At 56.7% G+C, this 20,673-nt stretch carries 20 protein-coding genes and 1 pseudogene; 9 read left to right on the forward strand and 12 right to left on the reverse strand.

Annotated features, from left to right (window positions below; translation table 11 throughout):
- Window positions 1–17: 17 nt before the first annotated feature.
- Window positions 18–2,165 carry a hypothetical protein gene (locus GOX53_RS26585; RefSeq protein WP_171181782.1) on the forward strand — a complete coding sequence of 716 codons (2,148 nt, stop codon included), beginning with the start codon at window positions 18–20 and terminating at the stop codon, window positions 2,163–2,165.
- Window positions 2,166–2,184: 19 nt separating this feature from the next.
- On the opposite strand, the gene GOX53_RS26590 is transcribed toward GOX53_RS26585, so the two are convergent.
- Window positions 2,185–2,613: a hypothetical protein gene (locus tag GOX53_RS26590; RefSeq protein WP_171181784.1), complete on the reverse strand. Its 429-nt coding sequence runs from the start codon at window positions 2,611–2,613 to the stop codon at window positions 2,185–2,187.
- 201 nt (window positions 2,614–2,814) lie between these two features.
- Here GOX53_RS26590 and GOX53_RS26595 point away from each other — a divergent pair, with 201 nt between their 5' ends.
- The 5 genes from GOX53_RS26595 to GOX53_RS26615 all read left to right on the forward strand — a co-directional run bounded on the left by GOX53_RS26595 (window position 2,815) and on the right by GOX53_RS26615 (window position 6,266).
- Window positions 2,815–3,576, forward strand: coding sequence for a DsbA family protein (locus tag GOX53_RS26595; protein ID WP_171181786.1), 762 nt, complete (start codon window positions 2,815–2,817; stop codon window positions 3,574–3,576).
- 152 nt (window positions 3,577–3,728) lie between these two features.
- Window positions 3,729–4,223 carry a hypothetical protein gene (locus GOX53_RS26600; RefSeq protein ID WP_171181788.1) on the forward strand — a complete coding sequence of 165 codons (495 nt, stop codon included), beginning with the start codon at window positions 3,729–3,731 and terminating at the stop codon, window positions 4,221–4,223.
- 1 nt (window position 4,224) lies between these two features.
- Window positions 4,225–4,530 carry a hypothetical protein gene (locus GOX53_RS26605; RefSeq protein ID WP_171181790.1) on the forward strand — a complete coding sequence of 102 codons (306 nt, stop codon included), beginning with the start codon at window positions 4,225–4,227 and terminating at the stop codon, window positions 4,528–4,530.
- A gap of 321 nt (window positions 4,531–4,851) precedes the next feature.
- Window positions 4,852–5,124, forward strand: coding sequence for a hypothetical protein (locus tag GOX53_RS26610; protein WP_171181792.1), 273 nt, complete (start codon window positions 4,852–4,854; stop codon window positions 5,122–5,124).
- Window positions 5,121–6,266: a site-specific integrase gene (locus tag GOX53_RS26615; RefSeq protein WP_171181794.1), complete on the forward strand. Its 1,146-nt coding sequence runs from the start codon at window positions 5,121–5,123 to the stop codon at window positions 6,264–6,266. Before GOX53_RS26610 ends, GOX53_RS26615 begins: the two co-directional genes overlap by 4 nt.
- 326 nt (window positions 6,267–6,592) lie before the next feature.
- Here GOX53_RS26615 and GOX53_RS26620 read toward each other — a convergent pair whose 3' ends face one another.
- The 3 genes from GOX53_RS26620 to GOX53_RS26630 are packed head-to-tail and all read right to left on the reverse strand — an operon-like array spanning window position 6,593 to window position 10,205.
- A complete protein-coding gene (locus GOX53_RS26620) occupies window positions 6,593–8,461 on the reverse strand; it encodes a GtrA family protein (protein WP_171181796.1) in 1,869 nt (622 codons plus the stop codon).
- 6 nt (window positions 8,462–8,467) lie between these two features.
- The gene (locus GOX53_RS26625) at window positions 8,468–9,196 is read right to left on the reverse strand and encodes a bifunctional 2-polyprenyl-6-hydroxyphenol methylase/3-demethylubiquinol 3-O-methyltransferase UbiG (protein WP_171181798.1); all 729 of its coding nucleotides are present in this window, start codon (window positions 9,194–9,196) and stop codon (window positions 8,468–8,470) included.
- 1 nt (window position 9,197) lies between these two features.
- Entirely contained in the window at window positions 9,198–10,205 is a 1,008-nt protein-coding gene (locus tag GOX53_RS26630; protein ID WP_171181800.1) for a glycosyltransferase family 2 protein, read from the reverse strand.
- 724 nt (window positions 10,206–10,929) lie between these two features.
- Here GOX53_RS26630 and GOX53_RS26635 point away from each other — a divergent pair.
- Entirely contained in the window at window positions 10,930–12,084 is a 1,155-nt protein-coding gene (locus GOX53_RS26635) for an IS110 family transposase (protein WP_171181816.1), read from the forward strand.
- Between the two features lie 384 nt (window positions 12,085–12,468).
- Here GOX53_RS26635 and GOX53_RS26640 read toward each other — a convergent pair.
- From GOX53_RS26640 to GOX53_RS26655, 4 genes and pseudogenes are all read right to left on the reverse strand, one after another.
- Window positions 12,469–12,585, reverse strand: a pseudogene (locus GOX53_RS26640) (IS481 family transposase); the annotation flags it as partial.
- A gap of 292 nt (window positions 12,586–12,877) precedes the next feature.
- Complete coding sequence (locus tag GOX53_RS26645) at window positions 12,878–13,393, reverse strand: ribosomal protein L7/L12 (RefSeq protein ID WP_171181802.1); 516 nt, start codon at window positions 13,391–13,393, stop codon at window positions 12,878–12,880.
- Window positions 13,394–13,742: 349 nt separating this feature from the next.
- On the reverse strand, window positions 13,743–14,453 hold the full coding sequence (locus GOX53_RS26650; RefSeq protein ID WP_171181803.1) for a hypothetical protein: 711 nt from the start codon (window positions 14,451–14,453) through the stop codon (window positions 13,743–13,745).
- A gap of 332 nt (window positions 14,454–14,785) precedes the next feature.
- Window positions 14,786–15,220, reverse strand: coding sequence for a MarR family winged helix-turn-helix transcriptional regulator (locus GOX53_RS26655; RefSeq protein ID WP_171181805.1), 435 nt, complete (start codon window positions 15,218–15,220; stop codon window positions 14,786–14,788).
- A 38-nt stretch (window positions 15,221–15,258) separates the two neighbouring features.
- Between GOX53_RS26655 and GOX53_RS26660 the strand changes: the two genes are divergently transcribed.
- The gene (locus tag GOX53_RS26660; protein ID WP_171181806.1) at window positions 15,259–15,672 is read left to right on the forward strand and encodes a VOC family protein; all 414 of its coding nucleotides are present in this window, start codon (window positions 15,259–15,261) and stop codon (window positions 15,670–15,672) included.
- Window positions 15,673–15,676: 4 nt separating this feature from the next.
- Entirely contained in the window at window positions 15,677–15,913 is a 237-nt protein-coding gene (locus GOX53_RS26665; protein ID WP_217351957.1) for a YdeI/OmpD-associated family protein, read from the forward strand.
- A gap of 361 nt (window positions 15,914–16,274) precedes the next feature.
- On the opposite strand, the gene GOX53_RS26670 is transcribed toward GOX53_RS26665, so the two are convergent.
- From GOX53_RS26670 to GOX53_RS26685, 4 genes are all read right to left on the reverse strand, one after another.
- On the reverse strand, window positions 16,275–17,447 hold the full coding sequence (locus tag GOX53_RS26670; protein WP_171181810.1) for a hypothetical protein: 1,173 nt from the start codon (window positions 17,445–17,447) through the stop codon (window positions 16,275–16,277).
- A 36-nt stretch (window positions 17,448–17,483) separates the two neighbouring features.
- Window positions 17,484–18,512, reverse strand: a complete 1,029-nt coding sequence (locus GOX53_RS26675) for a hypothetical protein (protein ID WP_171181813.1) — start codon at window positions 18,510–18,512, stop codon at window positions 17,484–17,486.
- Between the two features lie 462 nt (window positions 18,513–18,974).
- Window positions 18,975–19,667, reverse strand: a complete 693-nt coding sequence (locus GOX53_RS26680; RefSeq protein WP_171181814.1) for a hypothetical protein — start codon at window positions 19,665–19,667, stop codon at window positions 18,975–18,977.
- A gap of 315 nt (window positions 19,668–19,982) precedes the next feature.
- On the reverse strand, window positions 19,983–20,673 hold a 691-nt coding region (locus GOX53_RS26685), incomplete at its 5' end, for a calcium-binding protein (protein ID WP_305851964.1).

Consider the following 20,673-nt stretch of genomic DNA (forward strand, 5'->3'; position numbering starts at 1 on the left):
TGGGGCAGGGGGCTGCGATGGAAGCGGGGCGCGAGACAGCGACCGGCAATATCTCATTGGCCAATGCGTCGATGAACAACATGGCCGCCAACAAGTACAACACGTCGAGCCTCTATGACACGGGCGTAGCGACGCGACGGCTGTCGAACGGGGCATTCAAAAATACCAATCCGGACGGATCGGTCAGCTATTCCACCGGAACTGCGCAGACCACAGGCGGTCTGGTTGCACGTCTTGGAGAAACCATCCGAAGCGAGGTCTCGGAAAGCAAGGATGCCGCAATCCGCACGGCCACCTCGGCGCGTGACGAGTGGACCTCTGCGCTGAATCAGACGGCATCGAATTATACGGATTTCGGGCGACAGCTTGCGTCCGGATCCAGCACTGCACGGGACAGTTCGACGAGCTCCGGACGCGGTGCCCGGGATGAAGCGCGCCAGTCGCACCAGGCCATCGAGGACTTCGCCAAACAGCATGGGATCTCGGTGGATGCAGCTTACCGCCTTGGCATTGGAATGAAGGCGTTGGGAAATGGACTCACGGCTGATGCGACGGGCCTTGACAAGGACAGTTTCGAGAGAGCCTCCAAAGCCGCGCGAGAGGTTGGCCTGGCCGAGACCGTGTCCAAATACTCTGATGCTGTTGAATCCATCCGGGCCAGCGAGACTTCGTCTCTCAGCAACAGCCAGAACACCGGTGATCGCTGGAGTATAGACGAGACCAGCCGGATCGGTGCGACCTATGCAAAGGCGCGGGAAGAGGCCGAGACGCTGTCAGCGCGCGAAAGCGAACTGGCCTCGCGCGGGACGAGCTACGATAGCCAGCTGATCAACGCGATCGTCAATGAGTGGCGGGAGGATGGGTTTAGCGATGAGCAGATCTCGGGTTTCCTCAACCCGCATACAGCTTCGGATTACAAGCGCCAGGAACAAGCGATCGAACGGGTTCTGCCCGACCTGATGGACGGGTTGGGCTTCAGGAAGCCTTCACCGGATCTGACCAGTGCGTTCGCGCTGAACCAGCCGCGGCCCGAGGTCATGGCAGTTCCACTGCCGTCGGATGGAAAAGACCATCTCGCGGAGGTGGATCGGGTTCAGGGAGCAACCTCCAAAGTGCAGGGTGCGCTCGACGACAGGTATGACGCACGCTCCGCACGCGCGACTGGGAAAGCCAGCACAACAGAACGGATTGTCATCGATGGGCAGGACCTTGGGGTGGTGCCCGGATTGGTCGTCAAGGGCGGCACAACCATTGGGGACGTGGTGGACAGCGGTGTGGATATGTTCCGTCCCAGCTCTGGTGGCGGCATGTACCACGGCATGAGAATGCTATCGATCGTCAATGGCGGCGGCGTGATGCCATCTTCGGCATCACAAAGCCCCCAGCAGACACAGATCCGCATGGGCATTGTCGAAACGGCGGCCTCTCTTGGCGTTGACCCGGTCGATCTGGCGACCGCCATCAGCTACGAGACGGCGGGCACCTTCTCGCCCACGATTGCGGGTCCAACCACTCAACATGGCCAGCATGCGGGATTGATCCAGTTCGGGGAAACCCAGGCTGCGCGCTATGGTGTGGACTGGAACAACCCAGTTGGATCGCAGCTTGGCGCCAATGGTGCCGTGGCGAACTATCTCCGGGATGCCGGCGTCCGGCCGGGCATGGGGCTGCTGGATATCTACAGCGCGATCAACGCGGGATCTGTGGGGCGGTACAACGCCTCCGATGAGAACAATGGCGGCGCCCCGGGCACCGTGGCGGACAAGGTGAACAACCAGATGGCGGGTCACCGTGAAAACGCCATTGCCTTCCTGGGCGGCACCGTCCCAGTGCGTATGCCGTCCAGTGTCTACAGCCCAGGTGGTGGATCAGGCCTGACCGGCTTCCAGATGGCCTCTGCCGATCGCGGCATGTTCGACACCGTCTCCCCGCTGGCATTCTCCCCTATGCAAGGCTTTGGGCAATTTGGTTACGGCGGAGGTGGCAACCGGGATTGGGTGAAGGAGATGCTGGCCAGCCAGGCCCGGCCAGCACCACGGCCCCATAAGCCACTCACCGATCCGGAGTTCCAACAACACCTGGCAAATCTGCAAGAGAGACTAGCAACGAGTCCAGGTGAGGCTTCACGAATTGAACCCGTAAATCCACATGGGAGAGAAAAATAACATGCGAATTTCGACAGTGCTATCTGTGCGGATAAAGCGGGTGGCTTGGATCAACCGAGTAGTGAGGTCCGAGTTCTTGTTGCCCAAACCGGATTACACCAAGTTTAAACCCTTTGACGATCAGGTAGAGACCGCCTGCTCCGGCAAGCCCGGCAGCGGGCAGCATAACGCCGGCCCAGGCGAGCGCGAAGATCACGACAAGGTACACTGGCACGCCCCAGTTGCGGCGGCTCCAACCGGGGATCCCACCCTCAGCCGTGACAGCGCACAGTCCGAGCACAAGGACGGCGAACCAGACACAAACCGTGATCGCAAGTGCTTGGCGCACGGCCGGGTGGCCATTGGCACCAGCCAATGCATCCACGAGCAACAGAAGGAAGCCCGTGAGCACGAGCATCACGGCGGCGTAGGCAGCAAGCCCTTTCCAGTTCTGTTTCAGGCGCGTCATGGCCGGTCTCCTTATGGGGTCCGAATTATAGCGCACAAAAGGGGAACAAACAATCCAACACATCCGATCACCAAAACAATAGTGCGCACTGGAGCGCGTTCGAGCGCAGCGAGAGGCAGCGTTCCAGGGCTCGAAATAGATCGGATGTGCTCCACCGGAAACATCCGAACATTCAAGGCAAGACAAGGAGAAAGAAAGCAGATGGCACATAAGTTTAGCAAGGCCTTCATTGCCGCCCTTATCGCGGCGGATCTCGCCCGCGCGGTTCCGGCCGGAGCAGAGGATTTCCCACCCCCGTCGCCGGAGTTTATCGAGCAGGTGCGCCAGGCACTGCTGCAGCGCCCCGAAATCATGCTCGAAGTCTTTGCATTGTTGGAGGAGCAACAAAGTGCGCAGACCGCCGTTGCCGATCTCGAGATCGTGGCCTCCGTTGCCGATGAGCTGTTCGAGGGTCTCGATCGAGAAAAGCCGATCCTGGTCGAGTTCCAGGACTACAACTGCGGCTACTGCCGCCGGGTTCACGCCAATGTGGCGGAGCTGAAACGGCAGCGTCCGGATCTGCAGGTGGTGCTGCTGGAAACCCCCGTTCTTGGAGAGGCCTCCAGACATGCGGCCGAAGTGGCGCTGGCGTTGAAGGCAACCGAAGGACTCGAGGCCTACGCCCGGTTCGCCGATGCCCTGATGACCCTGCCGGGCAATGCCGATCCGGTCTCGGTGCGCGCCACGCTCACGGATCTGGGGTTTGATGCAGAGGCCGTGATCCAGGCGGCGGCCAATGGTGCCGGCGCCCACGATCTCAGCCTCGCGGAACGGCTGGCCCGGAAGGTGGGCGCCCGAGGAACACCGTATTTTGTCGGCCCGGGCGGGATCGTCCGGGGGTTTGGATCTCCGGAAGACCTGTCCGCGATCACGCTGCCGCCTGAACGTCCGGCGCCTGACGCGGCGAGCGGAAAGGAGGGCTGAAGGCGGAGTGGCGGAAGGGAATCCCCTGTTCACCTCGAGTGGCACCAGGGTCGGCTTCCCATCGTCACCAAATGACCCCCTCCCGCCGCGGCCCGCTTGAAAGGCCGCATCGCAGAATTCTCCCATAATCTTAACGAAAATGAGGCAACACCATGCAAGTCACCGAAAAACTGATCCCCGCCCTGATGAGCGCCACACTAGTCCTTTCGGCCTGTTCGGGCGGCACCAGCCAGACCTCGGCCAATGTCCTGGGGCTTCAATCCATCTCGGGTGTACAGCGCGCCGCCAATGCGCAGCCGTCGAAGACCGATCTGGCGATGAGCTGTCCGCAGATCGAGGCGGAACTGGCCCGTCACTATGCCCGGATGGAAGAGATCAACCGCGCCGAGCGGGCTCGCGAACGGCAGGCCAACCTCACCGGCGGTCTGGTCGATGCCGGGCTGTCCGTTCTGGGTGCCGGCGCGATCGCCAACGCGGGCTCAGCACAAGCGATCAAGAATGTCGGCACCGCCACCACCTTGGCCGGCACCGCCGCGCACACTGTCACTGGCCCCTCGGGACCCAATGCGCAGACCTATAACGAGGCCCTGGCCATCAGCGAGCGCAGCGCGGTGCTCGAGCGTGTGAAGCTCGACAAGGGGTGCTGACGTGACACCGCGAGAATACAAACCCGGCACGGGCCTCGATGGATTGTTCAAGAGCGCCGAAGGGAAAGGCCGGAGTGCGGACGATGCCGATACGCAGCGTGTCCGCCGCAACGTCCTGAAGCTCGCGGATCTCCTCGATGTGCCGAAAGAAGATCTCGAGGAGCTTGAATCGCCGGGCGAGTTGACGGGGCGGCTGTACCGGCTGGCAGCCCGCAGGGCTGAGAATAAGGACATCGAAGGTGGTGATGCGTCCTCGGTCGATGGCGAGTCTGACGGAAGCGGCGCAGAACTGAGGAACCGGAGCTGAAGTCGGAGCCCTGTGATTGGAGGTGTCCATGGGTCTTGCAAGGTACAAAGACATCCGGGCATCGATCGTGGCCGCTGGTTTTGCGGAAGAGATCCGATGGGCAGAGACCGTCATGCCGCCGGGGAATGCGGAAGAGTTTGCGCGTGAAGCCATCTACATCATCTGCAATTCCGGCATGAGATGGACGGTCGCCCGAAAGATCTTTGATGCGGTGATGCCACTGGTGGCGTCGGGCCAATCGGCATCAGGTGCCTTCGGACACAAGGGCAAGGTTGCCGCTATCGACCGGATCTGGGCCGACAGAGATCGGTTCTTTGGAGCGTGTCGGGTTCTATCGCACCCTATGCCCATCTCGAAGACAAGACGATCCGGGCGGCCAGTCAGCGCGTCGGCACCCATCTGGCTAAACTGACCGGCGACAGAAAGCGGCAGATCAAAGGCAGGATCGAAGACAGGGATGACTTCCGGGACTTCGTGACCTCCTCCCTGTCCTTGCCGGAGTTCTGCAGAACGCAAGGGCTTGACCCGGCCCGGTTCCGGCGGGAACTGATCACCTGGCGCGAAGCCTACACCAGGAAGGAGGCCCGCGCATGAAAACCAAGGCCCTCTTCACCCCGTTCCTTCTCGCGTCGATCAAACCCCGCAAGAAGGAGTATGTGCTCCATGATGCCCAGTGCGAGGGGCTTGCCTTGCGGGTCCAGCCTGGTGGCGCCAAATCCTGGATCTGCTGGCAACGGCAAGATGGCACGACCCGCCGCATCACCCTGGGCCGGTTCGAAGCCCTTGACCTCGATGCGGCCCGGGAGATGTTCCACAAGGTCAGGATGGGCGATGACCGCCCCCCTGCCCCGCCCGGGACCTGCGCGCTGACCTTCGGTGAACTCTGCAAGCGCTTCGTGGCGGCCAAGCAGGGTGTTTATGCGGAAAGCACCCTGGAGATACTCGGGTACTATCTGGACACTCAGCTTCTGCCCGCTTTTGGACGCCACGACATGGCGCGGATCACAACACCGGAGATTGCCACGTGGTTCTATGGCTATTCCCGGACCCGCCCGGGCGGTGCCAACCAGGCCCTGGGGCACTTCACCACCATGCTAAACTGGGCGCGGGAGGCCGGGCATCTGCCGCATGGGTTCCGCAATCCCGCCTCCCCGATCCGGTTCAACCCCCGCCGCGCACGCGGGCGCATGCTCAACAGCGCGCAGATCAAGCGGCTGGCAAAGATCCTGGACAGGGCGCCGTCAAAGTGGCGCGATGCCGCCGATGCCATCCGGCTCATTCTGCTCACCGGCTGCCGCTCCGGAGAAATCCTGCGCCTGCGCTGGGATGAGGTCAAACGCGGCAGGCTCAAACTCTCCCGCACCAAGACCGGCCCCAGGAGCGTTCCCCTCTCCACGGCGGCGCTGGAGCATCTGGACAGGCTGCGCGCCAACCGCAGGTCGGCTTATGTCTTCCCGGCCTCGGGCGGGGACAAGCCCTACCGCACCTCCATCGACACCGCCTGGCACACGCTCCGCGCCCGGGCCGGGCTGCCCCCGGACATTCGCCTGCATGATCTGAGGCACACCTATGCCTCCCATGCCATCATGTCCGGCGAGACCCTGTCGATGACCGGCAAGCTGCTGGGACACCGCTCTCCCAACAGCACCGAGCGATATGCCCATCTCGATGCGAAGTACCTCGAACGCGCAGCCGAGAAGGTGTCGAAGAAAGTGGAAACGCTCATGGGTGGGTGAAACACAGTCCCAACCGCCGCCAACGGAACCGTTGGGCCTTCGGTAGCGGCACCAGCAAAGGCGGATAGCAAGTGCGCTCATTTACCTTGACCTCCTGCCATGTCATGGATGAGCGCATCTTCGAACGCTGATACTCAAGCAAGGCTGGCGGTATTCCAACGCCAGCCTCCTTTTTGGGGTGGTGCCGATTTTAGTGCGATAAGACCGTTGTCCTGTCTGCCCTGTTGCAATCCGGGACGGCGCGTGCACGCAACCTGGATATACATCCTGTCAATCCGCTGAAAGCTACGACAAGAAGCCAAGAACTGTAATTTCAGAGCTTGAAGCTATGATCCGATTTCTTTATTGTCGTGCATTCGCTGGAAATATGTAAAGCGTTCTGTCTGCCGCACCGCCTTGTAGTTTTTGAGCAGATCAGGCCAAGCGGGATCTTTCGAGAAAAACTTTTGCCAAGAGAAGCTTGCATCGTCGATGTAGCCGGCGTTTTGGTCAAAAACCAAAAGATCCGGTTTGCTGGCCGCGATATCGGCCAGATTGTCCGCGCGATTGCGTTCTGCGAAGGCGAGAAGCATGTCACATGTCTCAATGGCAACGGTGCAATCTGCGGTTTCAAGACGGTTCAGCGCGCCGGGCACAAACCAGTTCGCTGGATAGCGGCTGTCCCAACGAGCCCCACTTGCAATCGCAGCCGGTGGTCCCGCATGTACATAGGATGTGACGACTACAAGGTTATCAATCCCACCCAAATCCTGCGCGGTTTCAGCAATCTGCAGCGCCGGGCCATTACGGTAGAAACCTCGTTCAACCCGCATCACGCCCAAGGCAACAATGGCCAGCAGGGCAGCAACCACACCGGCACTCGGGCGAGGATTTTGAACAAGTACGAAACAAAAGGACACTGTGGCAAATGCACGGAACGGGATGGAGTGATAGTCAAAGCCTGTGCCTTGCAGGAAATACGATCCCAACCCGGCAAGCGCGACGACCAAAAACAAAGCGAAGCCCGGCGTCTGAGAATGCCTCGACACAACAACCAGCGCAAACAACAAGACCACAACGCTCTCGTTCAGGATTATGCGCAACACAAGTTGGAAGGGTGCGCCGTAAGCCCCGTAAATCTCCTGCGCGAGCGGCACGATTTGGCTCAGGTAATTTGGGTGAACCAAGGCCACGAAACACACATAACTCAGCCCGACCACCAAAATGACCATGTTCGCGACTGAAAAAATCGGCTGCACAGAACGCGTACGGAAGGCATGGTACAAAGTTACGGCGATGGGAAAGATCAGAAAATGCGGTTTGAGGCAGATGCCGAGGGCAGCCACAAAAGCGCGTGCAACCTGCCATCTGATTGGGGAGCGTTGTGATGCCAATTCGCCCAACAACCAAGGCAACGTCAGGATCACCATCTCGTGCTCGCGCTGGCCAAAGTTGTTGAGCGCAGGCAGCACCAAAGCCACTGCTGTCCCGCAGATCAGCAGTCGGCGCCGGGTTACCGAGAGCTCAAGCTCCTTACGTGCAATGTTGTTGCTCCAGCAAAGAACTGCGAAGATGATCGAAGACAGGAACAGATACGCGCCATCTGTGTCGCTGATGTCGAAAAGCTCTGCCAACCCAAGCGCGGGGTATGTAAAGTAGAAGTTGAGCGGCGGGTTGACTTCGATCAAGTCAGTGTAAAGCTCAGCGCCGCCGAGCAATTCTCTGGTCGCGATCAGATACCATGCAGTATCATGATTGATCATTCGTCCCCAGAAAAGCGACAGGATGACCAGGGCCAGAAGGCCAGACAAGGCAATCCCAGGCCAATCAATCACTGCGGATTTCTCAGCGTCGTCAAAAACCCAAAATTTGAGCGCAAGATAGGTTACGGCAGGCACCAAAACCGCCACGCATAGCATGCTGGCCCCGAAACCCAGACCCATCTGCCCGAACAGCCAAACGGTGCCGCTGCTGGTTGCAAGCCCGATCAAGGCGACCGCGACAAATCGGGAAAACTGGAGCCCGTGGTAAGCCGCCACCCCGAATGTCCAGCGTGAGTGACCTAAATAAGACAGGAAAAGCGCGCCGGCGAAGCCTGCGAAATTAGCGTGCAAAGGGGCGAGCCCAAAAAGGCTCTGCGTCAAAACCGCAACGGTGACGTGCGTAAGGGTGGCAAGCCCCCCAATACCGCAGAATCGGATCACCTGAGCGATCATGATGGATCAGGCCTTTTCAAGAATCGCAGCGAGCGACAGACCGAAAGGTATGTTCACACGCCGGACCAAATGCCGTTCGAAACCGAAGACGCGCGTCAGAACGGCGTTCAGCCACACAGGGGGCAACGCATCGTCCGGCGTGTCGCGTCCCGTGAACATTTTCAGTGCGCGGGATATGACCGCAACCGGAAAGAGAAACGTATTGAAGTAACAGCTGTAGCTGACCTGCAGCCCGGCCTTGTCAGCTGCCGCCGCAAGGCTTTTACGCGTGTAACGGCGGAAATGGTGGTGCCGTTCGTCATGTTTCGACCACAGGAAGGAAAATGCCGGAACCGTCACGATCATTCGACCGCCGGTGTCCAGGCGCTCGGCCAGAGCCCGAAGCGAAGCGTCGTCGGCCTCGATATGTTCCAAGACATCGAACAGCCCGATCAGGTCATACTGCTGTTCGGTAAAGGGCAGTTGTTCCGGCAAAGCGCCGAAACGAATGTCGAGCCCTGATTTTTGTCGGGCCGCTTCGCGCGCGGCATCATCGAATTCGAATGCATCCAGCTTGCCAAAGCGGCGAAGCATCGACAGGTTTCCGCCGCTTCCGCAACCCGCTTCGAGGATCGTCGGGTTTGAGGATTTCTCCAGCATAGGCTCAATCAGCGAGGCGATGATCTTGCGACGCGCCACAAACCACCAATGCCGCGTTTCCAACTCGACCATTCGGTCGTAAACACTGCGTTCCATGTCAGTCGTCCGTGTGTGAAGCGGGATGATGTGAACGTACGATATAGACGGGGCGTTGGCGCACCTCGGTGTAGATGCGGCCGACATATTCGCCGATGATGCCCAGAGCGAACATGTTAATCCCACCGAAAACTAGGATCAGGATAAGCGTCGAGGCATAGCCCGGCACATCGTTTCCGAAGAGTATCGTCTGGACGAAGATCACAAAGGAATAGGTCAACGACGCTAGGGCCATGACCATGCCGATATAGGTCCAAATGCGCAGGGGCAGCGTGGAAGACGCAAATATCCCGTCAAGCGCCAGTTTCCACAGCTTCCAATAGGACCACCGGGATTCGCCTGCAGCGCGCGCTGGACGCTCATAAGTGATTTCATCGGCTTCGAAACCCACCCACGAGAACAGCGCCTTGTTAAAACGCGAACGCTCGCCGAGCTGGCAGATCGCATCGACAACTTCACGGTCAAAGAGACGGAAATCACCAACGTCCTGAGGTATAGGTTGTTCCGCCATGGCATTGAAAACACGGTAGAAAGAGTTAGCAGTCACTCGTTTCAACCAGCTGTCTCCATCGCGGCACTTGCGCCGCGCGTTGACCACTTTAGCCCCGGCGAGCCACCGTTCGATCAATCCCGAGATCACCTCTGGCGGATCCTGGAGGTCGACATCCAGCGGAATCACTGCTGCACCTCTGGCATTTCTGAGGCCCGCAAAGAGAGCCGCCTCCTTACCGAAATTCCGCGACAGGTTGATCAGGCCGATTTCTTTTTGCTCAGCGGCGGCGGACAGGATCAGGCGTTCGGTGGCGTCCTGGCTGCCATCGTTTACAAAGAGAATCTCAAAGGAAATTCTTGGCCGGATGCTCTCCAGAACGGGTGTCACCTTACCGAGAAACGCAGAAATACTGGCTTCCTCGTTGAAGACGGGAACAATCAGCGTGACGGACGGCGCGCGCTTGTCCAACTTGACGCCATCGTCGCCTAATAAATGGACAATGTTGCTGGCACTCATCTCGCCTTTGCCCCAAATGACTTTCCCATACAGGCCTTAAGACCGCAGGTCTTTGGCGAAAGTATGGCTGATCAAAGGCATCTTAGGCCTTGTTTCGTCAGGCCAACTGCCACTGAGCGACGGGTCGGCAATCCAGAAGAACGAAAAGCAGCTGACGTGAAAAATGGATCGGGCCAAGAATTGCTGCAATGCCGTTCCACAAGGTCAGGATGGGTCATGATCGCCCCCCTGCCCCGCACGAGACCTGCGCGCTGACCTTCGCTGCCGCCATTCTCTGCGGCGAGATCGAGCAGGTCGTTAGAGCCCATTGCGGATGAGGTGGGTGGCTCCTGCTCCACCGGCATCGAACGTGCCAAAGTGCAGTTGTGATTGACTGCTAGGAAAGGAGCCACCCAATGACAGTAAAGACAGTAGGCCTGGATTTGGCCAAGGACGTTTTCAAGTGCACGGCATTTCGGAGAACGGTTGCGTTATTTTCCGCAAAACCATCAAGCGGCAAAACTGCTTGCCTTCTTTGATACGCTTCCGCCGTGTACCGTCGGGATAGAAGCCTGCGGATCGTCTCATCACTGGGGTCGAGCTCTGCGCAAACTGGGGCACGACATGAAGCTGATGCCAGCCGGCTACGACAAGATTCCATGAGGAGGAGACTCGCACCCATAGCTCTGGAAGAGTCCGGGTGTTCACTTTCTCGATGGAGATCCTTGCCATGCAGACTGCCAGAATGACCACCCCGCGCACGATTGCGACCGTTGAATGTAGTGCAATCTTCGTTTCCCTGGAACTCAGCCGCTCGACCTGGTTGGTGACTGCCCTTGCGGCGCCTGTGGGGTCCAGGTTGTCGAAGCATCAAGTACAGGGTGGGGACATGCCTGGGCTGCTGGCGCGGTTTTCGGATTTGCAACGCAACGTCCACCACCGGACTGGTCAGCTTGCCCCAGTGATCGTGATCCAGGAGGCCGGACTGGACGGGTTCTGGATTCACCGCGCTCTCGTCGCGGAAGGCATCGAAAGCCACGTCGTTGACCCGGCCTCGATCGCAGTTTCCCGCCGGCATCGCCGCGCTAAGACGGACAAGATCGACGGGGAGGCGCTTGTGCGCACGCTCATGGCGTGGAAACGGGGCGAACCGCGGGTCTGCTCGATGGTTCGCGCACCGACACCGGAAGAAGAGGATCGCCGGCGTGTTTGCCGGGAACTGAAGACGCTGATCGGAGAGCGTATTCGTCATGTGAACCGGTTGAAGGGCCTGTTCTTCTCGCAAGGGATCGGCGGATACGAACCGCGGAACAAGGATCGCCGGGAACGGCTGGAGGATCTGCGCACCGGCAACGGGCGGCCGCTTCCGAAGCATCTCAAGGCGTTGGCCCTGCGCGAGCTGGACATCATCGAGCTGCTGAACCGGCAGATCGAGACCGTGAAGATTGAGCGTGACGCGCTCTTGGAGGAGGCTCGGGCCGATGGATGTGCACCGGAGCCGGTTCGGATGTTGCTCGGGCTCAAGGGCATTGGCCCCGGTTTTGCCGGCGCCTTATGGTCCGAAGGCCTGTTCCGGCAATTCGCCAACAGGCGTCAGGTCGCAGCCTATGCCGGTCTTGCGCCCACGCCCTGGAACAGTGGCAAGATCAACCACGAGCAGGGTGTTTCGAAGGCGGGCAATCCCCGTCTGCGCGCCATTGCCGTGGAAATGGCCTGGCTTTGGCTGCGGCATCAGCCGGACACGGCACTTGCGCGATGGTATCACCAGAGGGTCCGCCGGTTCGGCCCGCGCACCAGGAAGGTCACGATCGTAGCCCTGGCAAGGAAACTGCTTGTCGCTCTGTGGAAGTACGTGAACGCAGGCGTTGTGATCGAAGGTGCCCGGATGAAGGCAGCCTGACCGCAGGCCTATAAACGAGCAACAAATTCCACCGGGACCTGATCAGTGCCGGCGGATCCGGGGGGACGAACCGGCATATGGTTTGGCCTTACATGCCGTAGTCAAGAATGGTCCCGTCCTCCCGAACCCTGACCGCAGGATGCGGAATTATGGTGCAGCCGGCATCCCCGGCGACCGCATGTGAGCTTGAGCGCGCAGGTCACTTCGACACGCGCTCCATCGTAGGGTTCGGCCCTGAGATCCAAAAAACTCGTGGAGAATAACGATGGCCTGACAAATTTGCTTGAACCAATCCTCCTCATGTGAGCCATATGTGAAGCGGGGCAAATCCGATGCTGCCGATGCTGCCGATGCTGAAGCTATCTGTGATAGCTGTTCGGCGCCCAGCCATTCGTCCAGGTCGGCTTGCAGCGTGTCGATGCTGTCGTCGAGCTTCTTGCGGAACGCGACTTGATAAAACTCCTGCAGCACTGTCTTGTGGAACCGCTCGCTGCCGCCATTCTCTGCGGCGAGTTCGAGCAGGTCGTTCGAGCCCTTTGCGGACTTTGACCAAGGCACGGACCTTCGCGTGTGCAGCATGACGGTGGCGGCGTACAGAGGAAATTGAGAAGACCGGATCACGCCGCAATACAGCTTCGGTTTCCTGCCGTTCGTGCATCCCGCAGCATTCCCATCATGGCAATGACGGCAGCGCGGACGAAGCGCCAATTCGCTGCGGCGGCACCAATGGCTGCTGTTGGAAAGTGGCCTATATGTTAAATGATTGTCAGGGCCTCAGGTTGCCTCAGCAAAGCTAGAGAGCGAGATGTCTGGTGTCGAACCCAATTGCGCTTAGCTTCTGGGCCAGTAAGTCTGCAGTTTCAGGATCAGCACATTTGACAATCGGCTTGCTACCGTGAAGACAAGCATCAACCGCTCCCTTAGCATCTTTCAGGCCGAGTTGAGTGTGTTTTTTGATCTCCTTTGTGGCCATCACCTTGTTCGCTCCAGTCCTCCAGCCACATAGCTCCAACGACGGGCCAGGCTCAGCGTGAGGATCGCCAAAGCGCTGATACATTTGAACGTATCTGCTGACATCATAAGCGGTACCCAGAGTGAAAACCTGGCCTTGATCGCTGTCGATCAGTATTGGAGCGTTCCCAGCCAAAGCGTCACTTATATCGTTTGTCTCGATGAACGCGTTGCTTTGGTATGAAAAAACCCACCCGTAGTCGCCGAATGTGATTGGCTTCTCAAAGAGTGTCAGGTCTTCGCCTAAGGTTTGCACATGGCGCTTTGCAATTTCGCTGGCAGCATCAACGGTGATCACGGTTCTTTCTCCGAATGATCTCAGATACGGAGAATAGCGATGAAATGAGCATTCGAAAACCAGACATTCGAGCATACCGCAGCATCGGTCGGTTTGGCTCCACTGCCGCCATTCTCTGTGGCGAGTTCGAGCAGGTCTGAGCCCTCAGCAGCCTTTAGCCACGCTTCCTTACTATGCGCGCGCAGCAAGTCGCGAACGGCGCAGTTCGGACATTCAGTTCCGCTCAGTGAAGGGGGAAGGCGCGGGACGAAGCTGCTGTTCGATGCCGACGGGCCAATGACCGCTGTGGCAGTTACACTTGGATAACTGGGAGTGCCGACACGCACTTGGTATGGACAGTCCAATTGACCTATTCAGATAGAACAACGTATTGGACTATCAACTCTGAGAGATGCCCATAAGCCGTCTTAACGACTAACGCGAAACCGTCTGAATTCTTGTCCAATCCGATTGAATAAACCGGCGGAATTTCTCCGTATTGGTGATTAAAATGCGGAATAGAGTACATAACGGTGTATCCGGAGGGAAAGTCACCATCAACTTGCGTTCGGCATATTTCAGTAAACTGACCGGTCACCGGCTTGTCGCGACCATCACATGTGATTTGTGAGGCCTTGTGTATGCGAACTGAACCGAGATTCGACAGTTGAGCCGCAATTTCTTGTGCAACTGATTTGCCAATGGCAGTTTGCTCGACAGAACTTCTCTCAACTACCTTGTTCTGTGCGTCATCTGAAGCTGTTTCGATGCTATTCAAGTGGCGTTGCATAGCTGCGTTCAAGCTATTGATGTGTTCAGCGGAGGCATCCGATAACTCATCTGTGACGCCATCAAGTTTGTTCTCAGCAGCTTCAATGCCAGACTGCAAGTTAGCAATTTGGCTGGAAAGCTCCGATACTCCGGTTTGCAACGCGGCGACCTCAGAACGGGCTGTATTCACGGCGTAAGCGCCGAACCCTCCGCCAATTCCAAAAATCGCGGCGACTATTATGCCAACCTTGAAATAGGTTTCGAGGCTTGCAATCCGGCCCTCTAGTCTTACAACTTTTTCGTCCAACATTTTTTTTCACCCACTTAGTAATCAATGACGTAAGTATTGTCTGGTGGTGCCATGCTGACAAGACGCCGCAGATCATACTGGTTTTGCTGCCATTCTTACAATGTGCAGCATCAGCGTTTTTGGGCTCGCTGCCGCCACTCTCTGCGGCGAGCCTCAACAGGTGCTTGAGAGCCCCTACCAGACCTTCATCGGTGGCGTGAGCTTCGCACGTGCAGCAAGTCGCGAACGGCGCAGTCCGGACATGCAGTTCCGCTAAGTGAAGGGGGAAGGCGCGGACTTTGCCGCCGTTAGGCCAATGGCAGCTTTATGGTGAGTGGGCACCGTCAACGGGTTCAATTTTTGCTGTGAGGGCCTAGTTTTCGCAGGCATTCATTGAGCGTTGCGCATTCTTCGTTAGTGAGATTTTCCATCAACGCCATCAGGATACGGGTGCGCTCGTCACAACTCTCAACGAGGACACTGCGACCGACCTGGGTGATGGATAGCCTAGGTGCGCGCCGATCAACTTCATCTGTCTGTTTTTCGATCAATCCTCTGGCTTCAAGTGCATTAACCAAGCGACTCATCGTCGGGCGGCTGACGCCCTCATGTTTGGCCAGAAGGTGAAGGCGGTCCCGTCCAAACTCTGAGATTGCCGCAAGCGCGGAAAGCTGGCCGCCCGTCGCGCCTACACGACGCTCCGTCTGTCGCATGAGCCGATCCAGCTTCGGCAAGGTCTGGTGAAGTGCCTGAGCAGCGCGGAACTTATTGGTATTCTCTTTGTTCATTAGCTATGCTAACAATATTGTGTAACGAAGAGCAAGTCATGCAGATACACAAGGGCCGTCTGGTCGATCATATTCACTTCAATGTCTCGGACCTGTCGGCCAGCCGAACGTTTTATAGCGCATGTTTGGCAGCTCTGGGACGTGATCTCTCGCAGGATACGGAACACTTCTTTATTGCAGATGAGCTGTTCGTCGCCCCAGCGGGAGATAACCCGATCACGCGGATCCATCTGGCATTTCAAGCGGAGTCCGAAGACCAAGTGGCCGCTTTCCTTGCCGCCGCCTTACAGAGCGGCGGAACAGACAACGGTCAGCCCGGAACCCGAGACTACCATCCCGGCTATTACGCAGCCTATGTTCTCGACCCTGATGGCAACAACATCGAAGCGGTCTGGCACGGCCCCGCAGTGCGTTCGACAAAAAGCATTGTTTTCACAATGCCTGGAGGCTGAAATCGTGCCTGAACTGAAGCGACCGAAACAGCCGATGCCAACCTTCGTGAAAGTCGCGCTGCAGGAAGCTGGTCTGACAGAGCAGTACGACGCCAGACCACCATACCAGCGGAACGATTATCTCTGGTGGATCAACAGCGCGAAGCGGGACGACACCAAGCAGAAACGGCTTTCTAAGATGATGACTGAGCTGAAAGCCGGATCAGGCTACATGGGGATGGATTGGAAACCGAATTCGTGAAGCTGCCATTCGCTGCACCCTGACGAACGAGCAGGTTGGGCCTCGCTGCGCCACTCTCTGCGGCGAGCCTCAACAGGTCCTTGGAGCCCACAGCCGCCTTTGCCCAAGCCAGCCCGCTTTGCAAACGCAGCACGTCGGTCACAGCGCTTATCGGCCATTGCTGCGGCTTCACGCGATTGCAGTCGCGGCAAGATGGTTCGGACCATAAGAGACATTGGACATGCGCCTGGGACTCTGCAATTGCAGCCCGCGTTGCCAACATTCGCTGTTTAAGTCACGCTAAGCTCCGGGTGAATTCATTCCGCAGGGGGCAGCCTGCCTACGGCTGCACTATCCAACTCGGTCTGTTTCCAACCGACCGCTAGTCTTCTAGGAGCTGCGCCTTTAAGAAACGGGAGTTGTTTTCCATTGCATCGCGGCTGTTTTGTACGATCCAGCTTGGAGACAAAAAATCAAACCAAATCCGATTCATCATATGATCCCCCACAATGAAGGAGGGAATACCTTCGTCTGTCATAAGGTTTTCGAAGTTTATCTTACATTGGAGATCGTTTTCGGTCGCCTCTATCTCTACCTTCACGCCATCGACAGAAAACTCACGTTCAAAGGCATTCAAGTCTAGCATCGAAATTACAGAAATTTCCCCCCGAACAAACATCGCATAGTGCTCAGGCTCTGAGAGCGTTAAGGCGTAGGGAAAATAACATCCCCAGAGCATGTTTGATTTAAGTTGATTAACAAAGTTGTAGAGCGATCTAGAGGGTTCGACACCATCAAAAAGCATGTCTAACTCAGAACTTTCAACACCATCCGTTGTCGTAATCAAGAACCGCAAACATCCATCAACCTCAAAAAAAGCCGACCCGTTCTCCGTTGCTTCGGTGAACGCTGTAGCCAACAATCCATCAAAGGACTTTGGTTCTGCCAAAAATGCGGTTCGGTACGTTGTTCCTTCGAAGCCACGTAGGTTTTCAGCCTGATCGTTCTCAAAAAAATTCGTCAGCGTTTCCAGCTTCCTCTTTTGGCGTTTGCCACGTGAATCTTTAGTTTTTGAAGATTTCACTTCCAACGGGACAGGATCACTTGCGCCTAAAAGGCAAATGTCACCGTATCTGACAACATTTGTTAAGTCGCAAAGCACAGCTGGCACATCATGAGATATTGCGTCCATCAGGGCTGTTAGCTCCGCTGCTAAACCTGACTTGCCTGTGAGAAAGCCGCCGCCTTGTTTGGGGTTCTCATTGTCAACATTGAAAAACGTCTGCTTCAACGCGAACCTGTCAATATATAGGAAAACTAAGCAGTCGCCCAAACACAGAAAATTGTAACGTACGAACTGCCATTCACCTGGGTCGCGTTTTTCAGCTTTGGCTCGTCTGATCTCTTCTTCAGACTCCATAATTGATGCGATGAGCTTTTTCTGAATATCCAGAAGTTGCGAAAGGTTATCCAAGTTTTCGGAAAACTCGTGTATCTCTTGATGCAACGCGAAGAGCGCAGAGTATAGTCTGTTTATGCATTTTAAGTCAGACATTTAGGTAAATCTCCAATGGACGCGCTCTTGACATGATCAAGTGGGGTCCTTGAACCAGACCGCATTCCAGATCCTGTCGAAACTATCTTCTAGCCAAACGGCCCAGTTTTCTGGTTCAGGGTCAAATATCCGATGCTGTACTTCGATGTCTGCTGCTTTTCTAAGAAGCCTACTTGAAAGCCTTGAGGCTTTTCCGCAGATGTCATCTTCAAGATACTCACCTGCGTCCCACCAGCGCCATCCTCCGGCATGCGCGCCAAATTGATTTCTAAGGAAATATACTTCCTCTGAAATGTCTTGTGATGCTGCCCCAAAGCCAAGGGCTCGACATAAATCTCGGCGCTCGCGTTTTGGATTTCCACTTGCCCAAGACCAATCCATATTTTGTAAGGACTGGATTACACAATCCAGCGCCACCAACGCCTCTATTTCGAAGTTAGATTTCAGAAGGCTCTGAGCTCTGAGGAAATGCGCTATGCCTTGGTGAATAGATGGATCTAGTGTATTTCGTCCAGTCCACCGTGATCTGAAGATCGCTGGATTCGCCAAAAGCGGCCCCCAGCTTAGTGCCACTCTGGGCATCGCAGCGGCCAAAACCTCTGTCGATGATCCGACGCATGTTGAGCCAGCATATCGTTGTGAGGAGCCTCCAGATCCAAAGGGATGAAGGATTATTCCTTCTTTTTCCCATGATGCCATCAGTACCTTACAAATATTTGCGCGGTGGATGTATTGCCTGCAGTAATGTCCGAGCCACGAAAAGAAGTCTTCAGACATCTTGTCATTGAAAACACCTCGCCAACCGAAACTCCATCCAGGAACGACCGAGGTAACTACCAGTCCGCTCTCGGTCGGATCGGCTCGCCAAGTATTTCCTTTAATTGCAAAACACGCCTTGCCCCCATCTTCCAAAAGCGTGGATAAACATTCGTTCCAATGCCCCCTCTGAGAAATTGTATCAAAAAAGAGATCAATGTTCCTTGAGAAGCGATCGCGCTCGGGCTGCGTTGGTTGCGCTCTGTCGTACCACTTCAGTATCTCTGTTTTGGCCTTGTTGCGAGCCATCTGGTCTTCTCTATATTTTTGTAACCTTGCAGTCTACTAGCACAGGTAAAATCGGAAGCGGAACATTGAGATCGTTGAAAATTAAAATTTGCTGATGTAGGCCTCACGCTGATAGAGGTGCGGCGGTACAGGATAATTTCCAGAACGAACGTCAGCTTTTGGCTTCCGTACAAAGCTACTTTGCAATTGCAGCTAAAGACCGCTCTCCGCCGTCCCGCCAGGTAAATTCGCACTCACAACACGAATTTGGCGACCGCAGCGAATGTCTGCAACGTGGCGTCCTTGTCGGCGCTGCCTGGCGTGGGGATGTCCGCTTTTCGCCAGGTCTCAATTTTGGAGGTAGGTCCGCTCCGGCCGACCTGTCGATTGCGCCCGCGGCATTGGTGCTGACCGGTGGCGGCGACTGACCACTTTATTGAAGCCGGAACACCTGCGATAGGATAAGCCTGGGAACAGATTGTATCATTGCAGAAATGCCACGAACTGTTTCCATTCGAGTATATTAATCCCTGAAATCGCGATTGCGGCCCAGGTCAGAAGCCACCCGGAAAAAAAGTAGACCGGGACACGCCATAGAGCATAACCGCGAAGGATAAGCCCGGTGATGCCAGTTAACACGGACACAATCGCGAGAAGAAACGTGGGAAAAAAGCCAGCGGCTGCAAAGTTCTGGGCGGCCTCTGTTTCGATGGTCCGTGCCGCGGCAGCCATGTACAGGTAAAAACACGACAGAAATCCAAAAACAAAACCGACAAGCGAGGAAATCACCCGTGCCCGTTTTGACGTTTGCCGTCTGGGCCGCACCACATTGGCCTTAGGCTGAAAACTGACGGCCCCGGCAGATGCGGTACGCTTTATGAAGACCGCGCGCAGGATTGCGCTGGCCCCGATCAGCAATACCGCCATTCCGCCAAGAGCAATCCCAGCCACCACCCCGATCCCGTAGCTGTCCGTGATTCCTTCGAAATTGACGTTGGCGAACTTCACCGCCGACAAACCGAGTGTCATGGTCGCACCACCGATGGCCAAAAGACCGTAGCGCGGCTTTCTTGTTCCGAGTTGCCCTGCAAGAGCCGAACCTTGGGCCAAGGGCTGCTGTTGTCTTGCCTTGGCATTGATGCGCTGCAAACGATCCTGAAAGTCAGCGTTGGACATACCAGTGGGTCTCCAAGTTTTTCAATCGAACTGTCAACGCCGGTCTGCCCCGAAATAACGGCAATATTGGGCCGAATTCGGATGTGACGTTGGGTCGTCCTTTAGCGACCGGTTTGAACCTTTCGATTGGTCTTAAGCGTCGGTTCCGGCACATAACCATGTACATCTTGAGCGGCGTTTTACGTCCGCCATGTGATGACATGGACAACTCCCGAATATTGAGTCAGCACCCACATCAAGAATGGGTTGCGCCAACCACGTTCGGCGGTGGCGCAGCCATCTAAATTCAGGGGCAAATCCGGTACCACGAGGACATCAGAACAGGAAGTCGTCCTCGGTCAGCAAGCTGGCGTCCACACCGGAGAGCGTGATCTTGCCATGCCCGGCGATATCCACCTCCGCATCGCCCGCATTGTCCGAGATACTCAGATCGGCAAATGTGAGCCCGGTGATGTCGATCCGGATCATGTCCGAGCCGTCGGCAAAGTCAGTGATCTGATCGAGACCGAAGCCATCACCAAAGACAAACTCGTCGGAACCGGAGCCACCGGTGAGGGTGTCGTTTCCGGCACCGCCGTTCAGGATATCGTCGGTCGAATAGCCAGTGATTGTGTCATCGCCTACTCCGCCGATCAGCGCCTTTTCCCGGATGCCCTGGGCATCCAGCACGGTGCCGTCAGCAAACGCGATCTGCTCCATGTCCCAGGATCCTCCCCGGAAGTGATCGATAATGGTGATCGTCTCGCCATTGCTCAGCGTCATCACCAGATCCTGGCCTGCATTCTGCGAGAAGGTCACGTCCTCCGCATTGACATCGGTGAAGGTGAAAGTGTCGATGTAGTGGCTGCGATCAGAGCTGTCGTAGATCGTGTAAGATCCATCGCCTTGCGCGTGCTGGTAATTCTCCTCATAACGGGATCCGGTGACCGCTCCAGTTGCCTTCATGTCCGAAACTGTTTTGTCCCGGATGCCTTGTGCGTCCAGTTCGGTGCCGTCGGAAAACGCG

It is taken from the genome of Ruegeria sp. HKCCD8929 (genome assembly GCF_013031405.1).
Classification (GTDB): Bacteria; Pseudomonadota; Alphaproteobacteria; order Rhodobacterales; family Rhodobacteraceae; genus Ruegeria.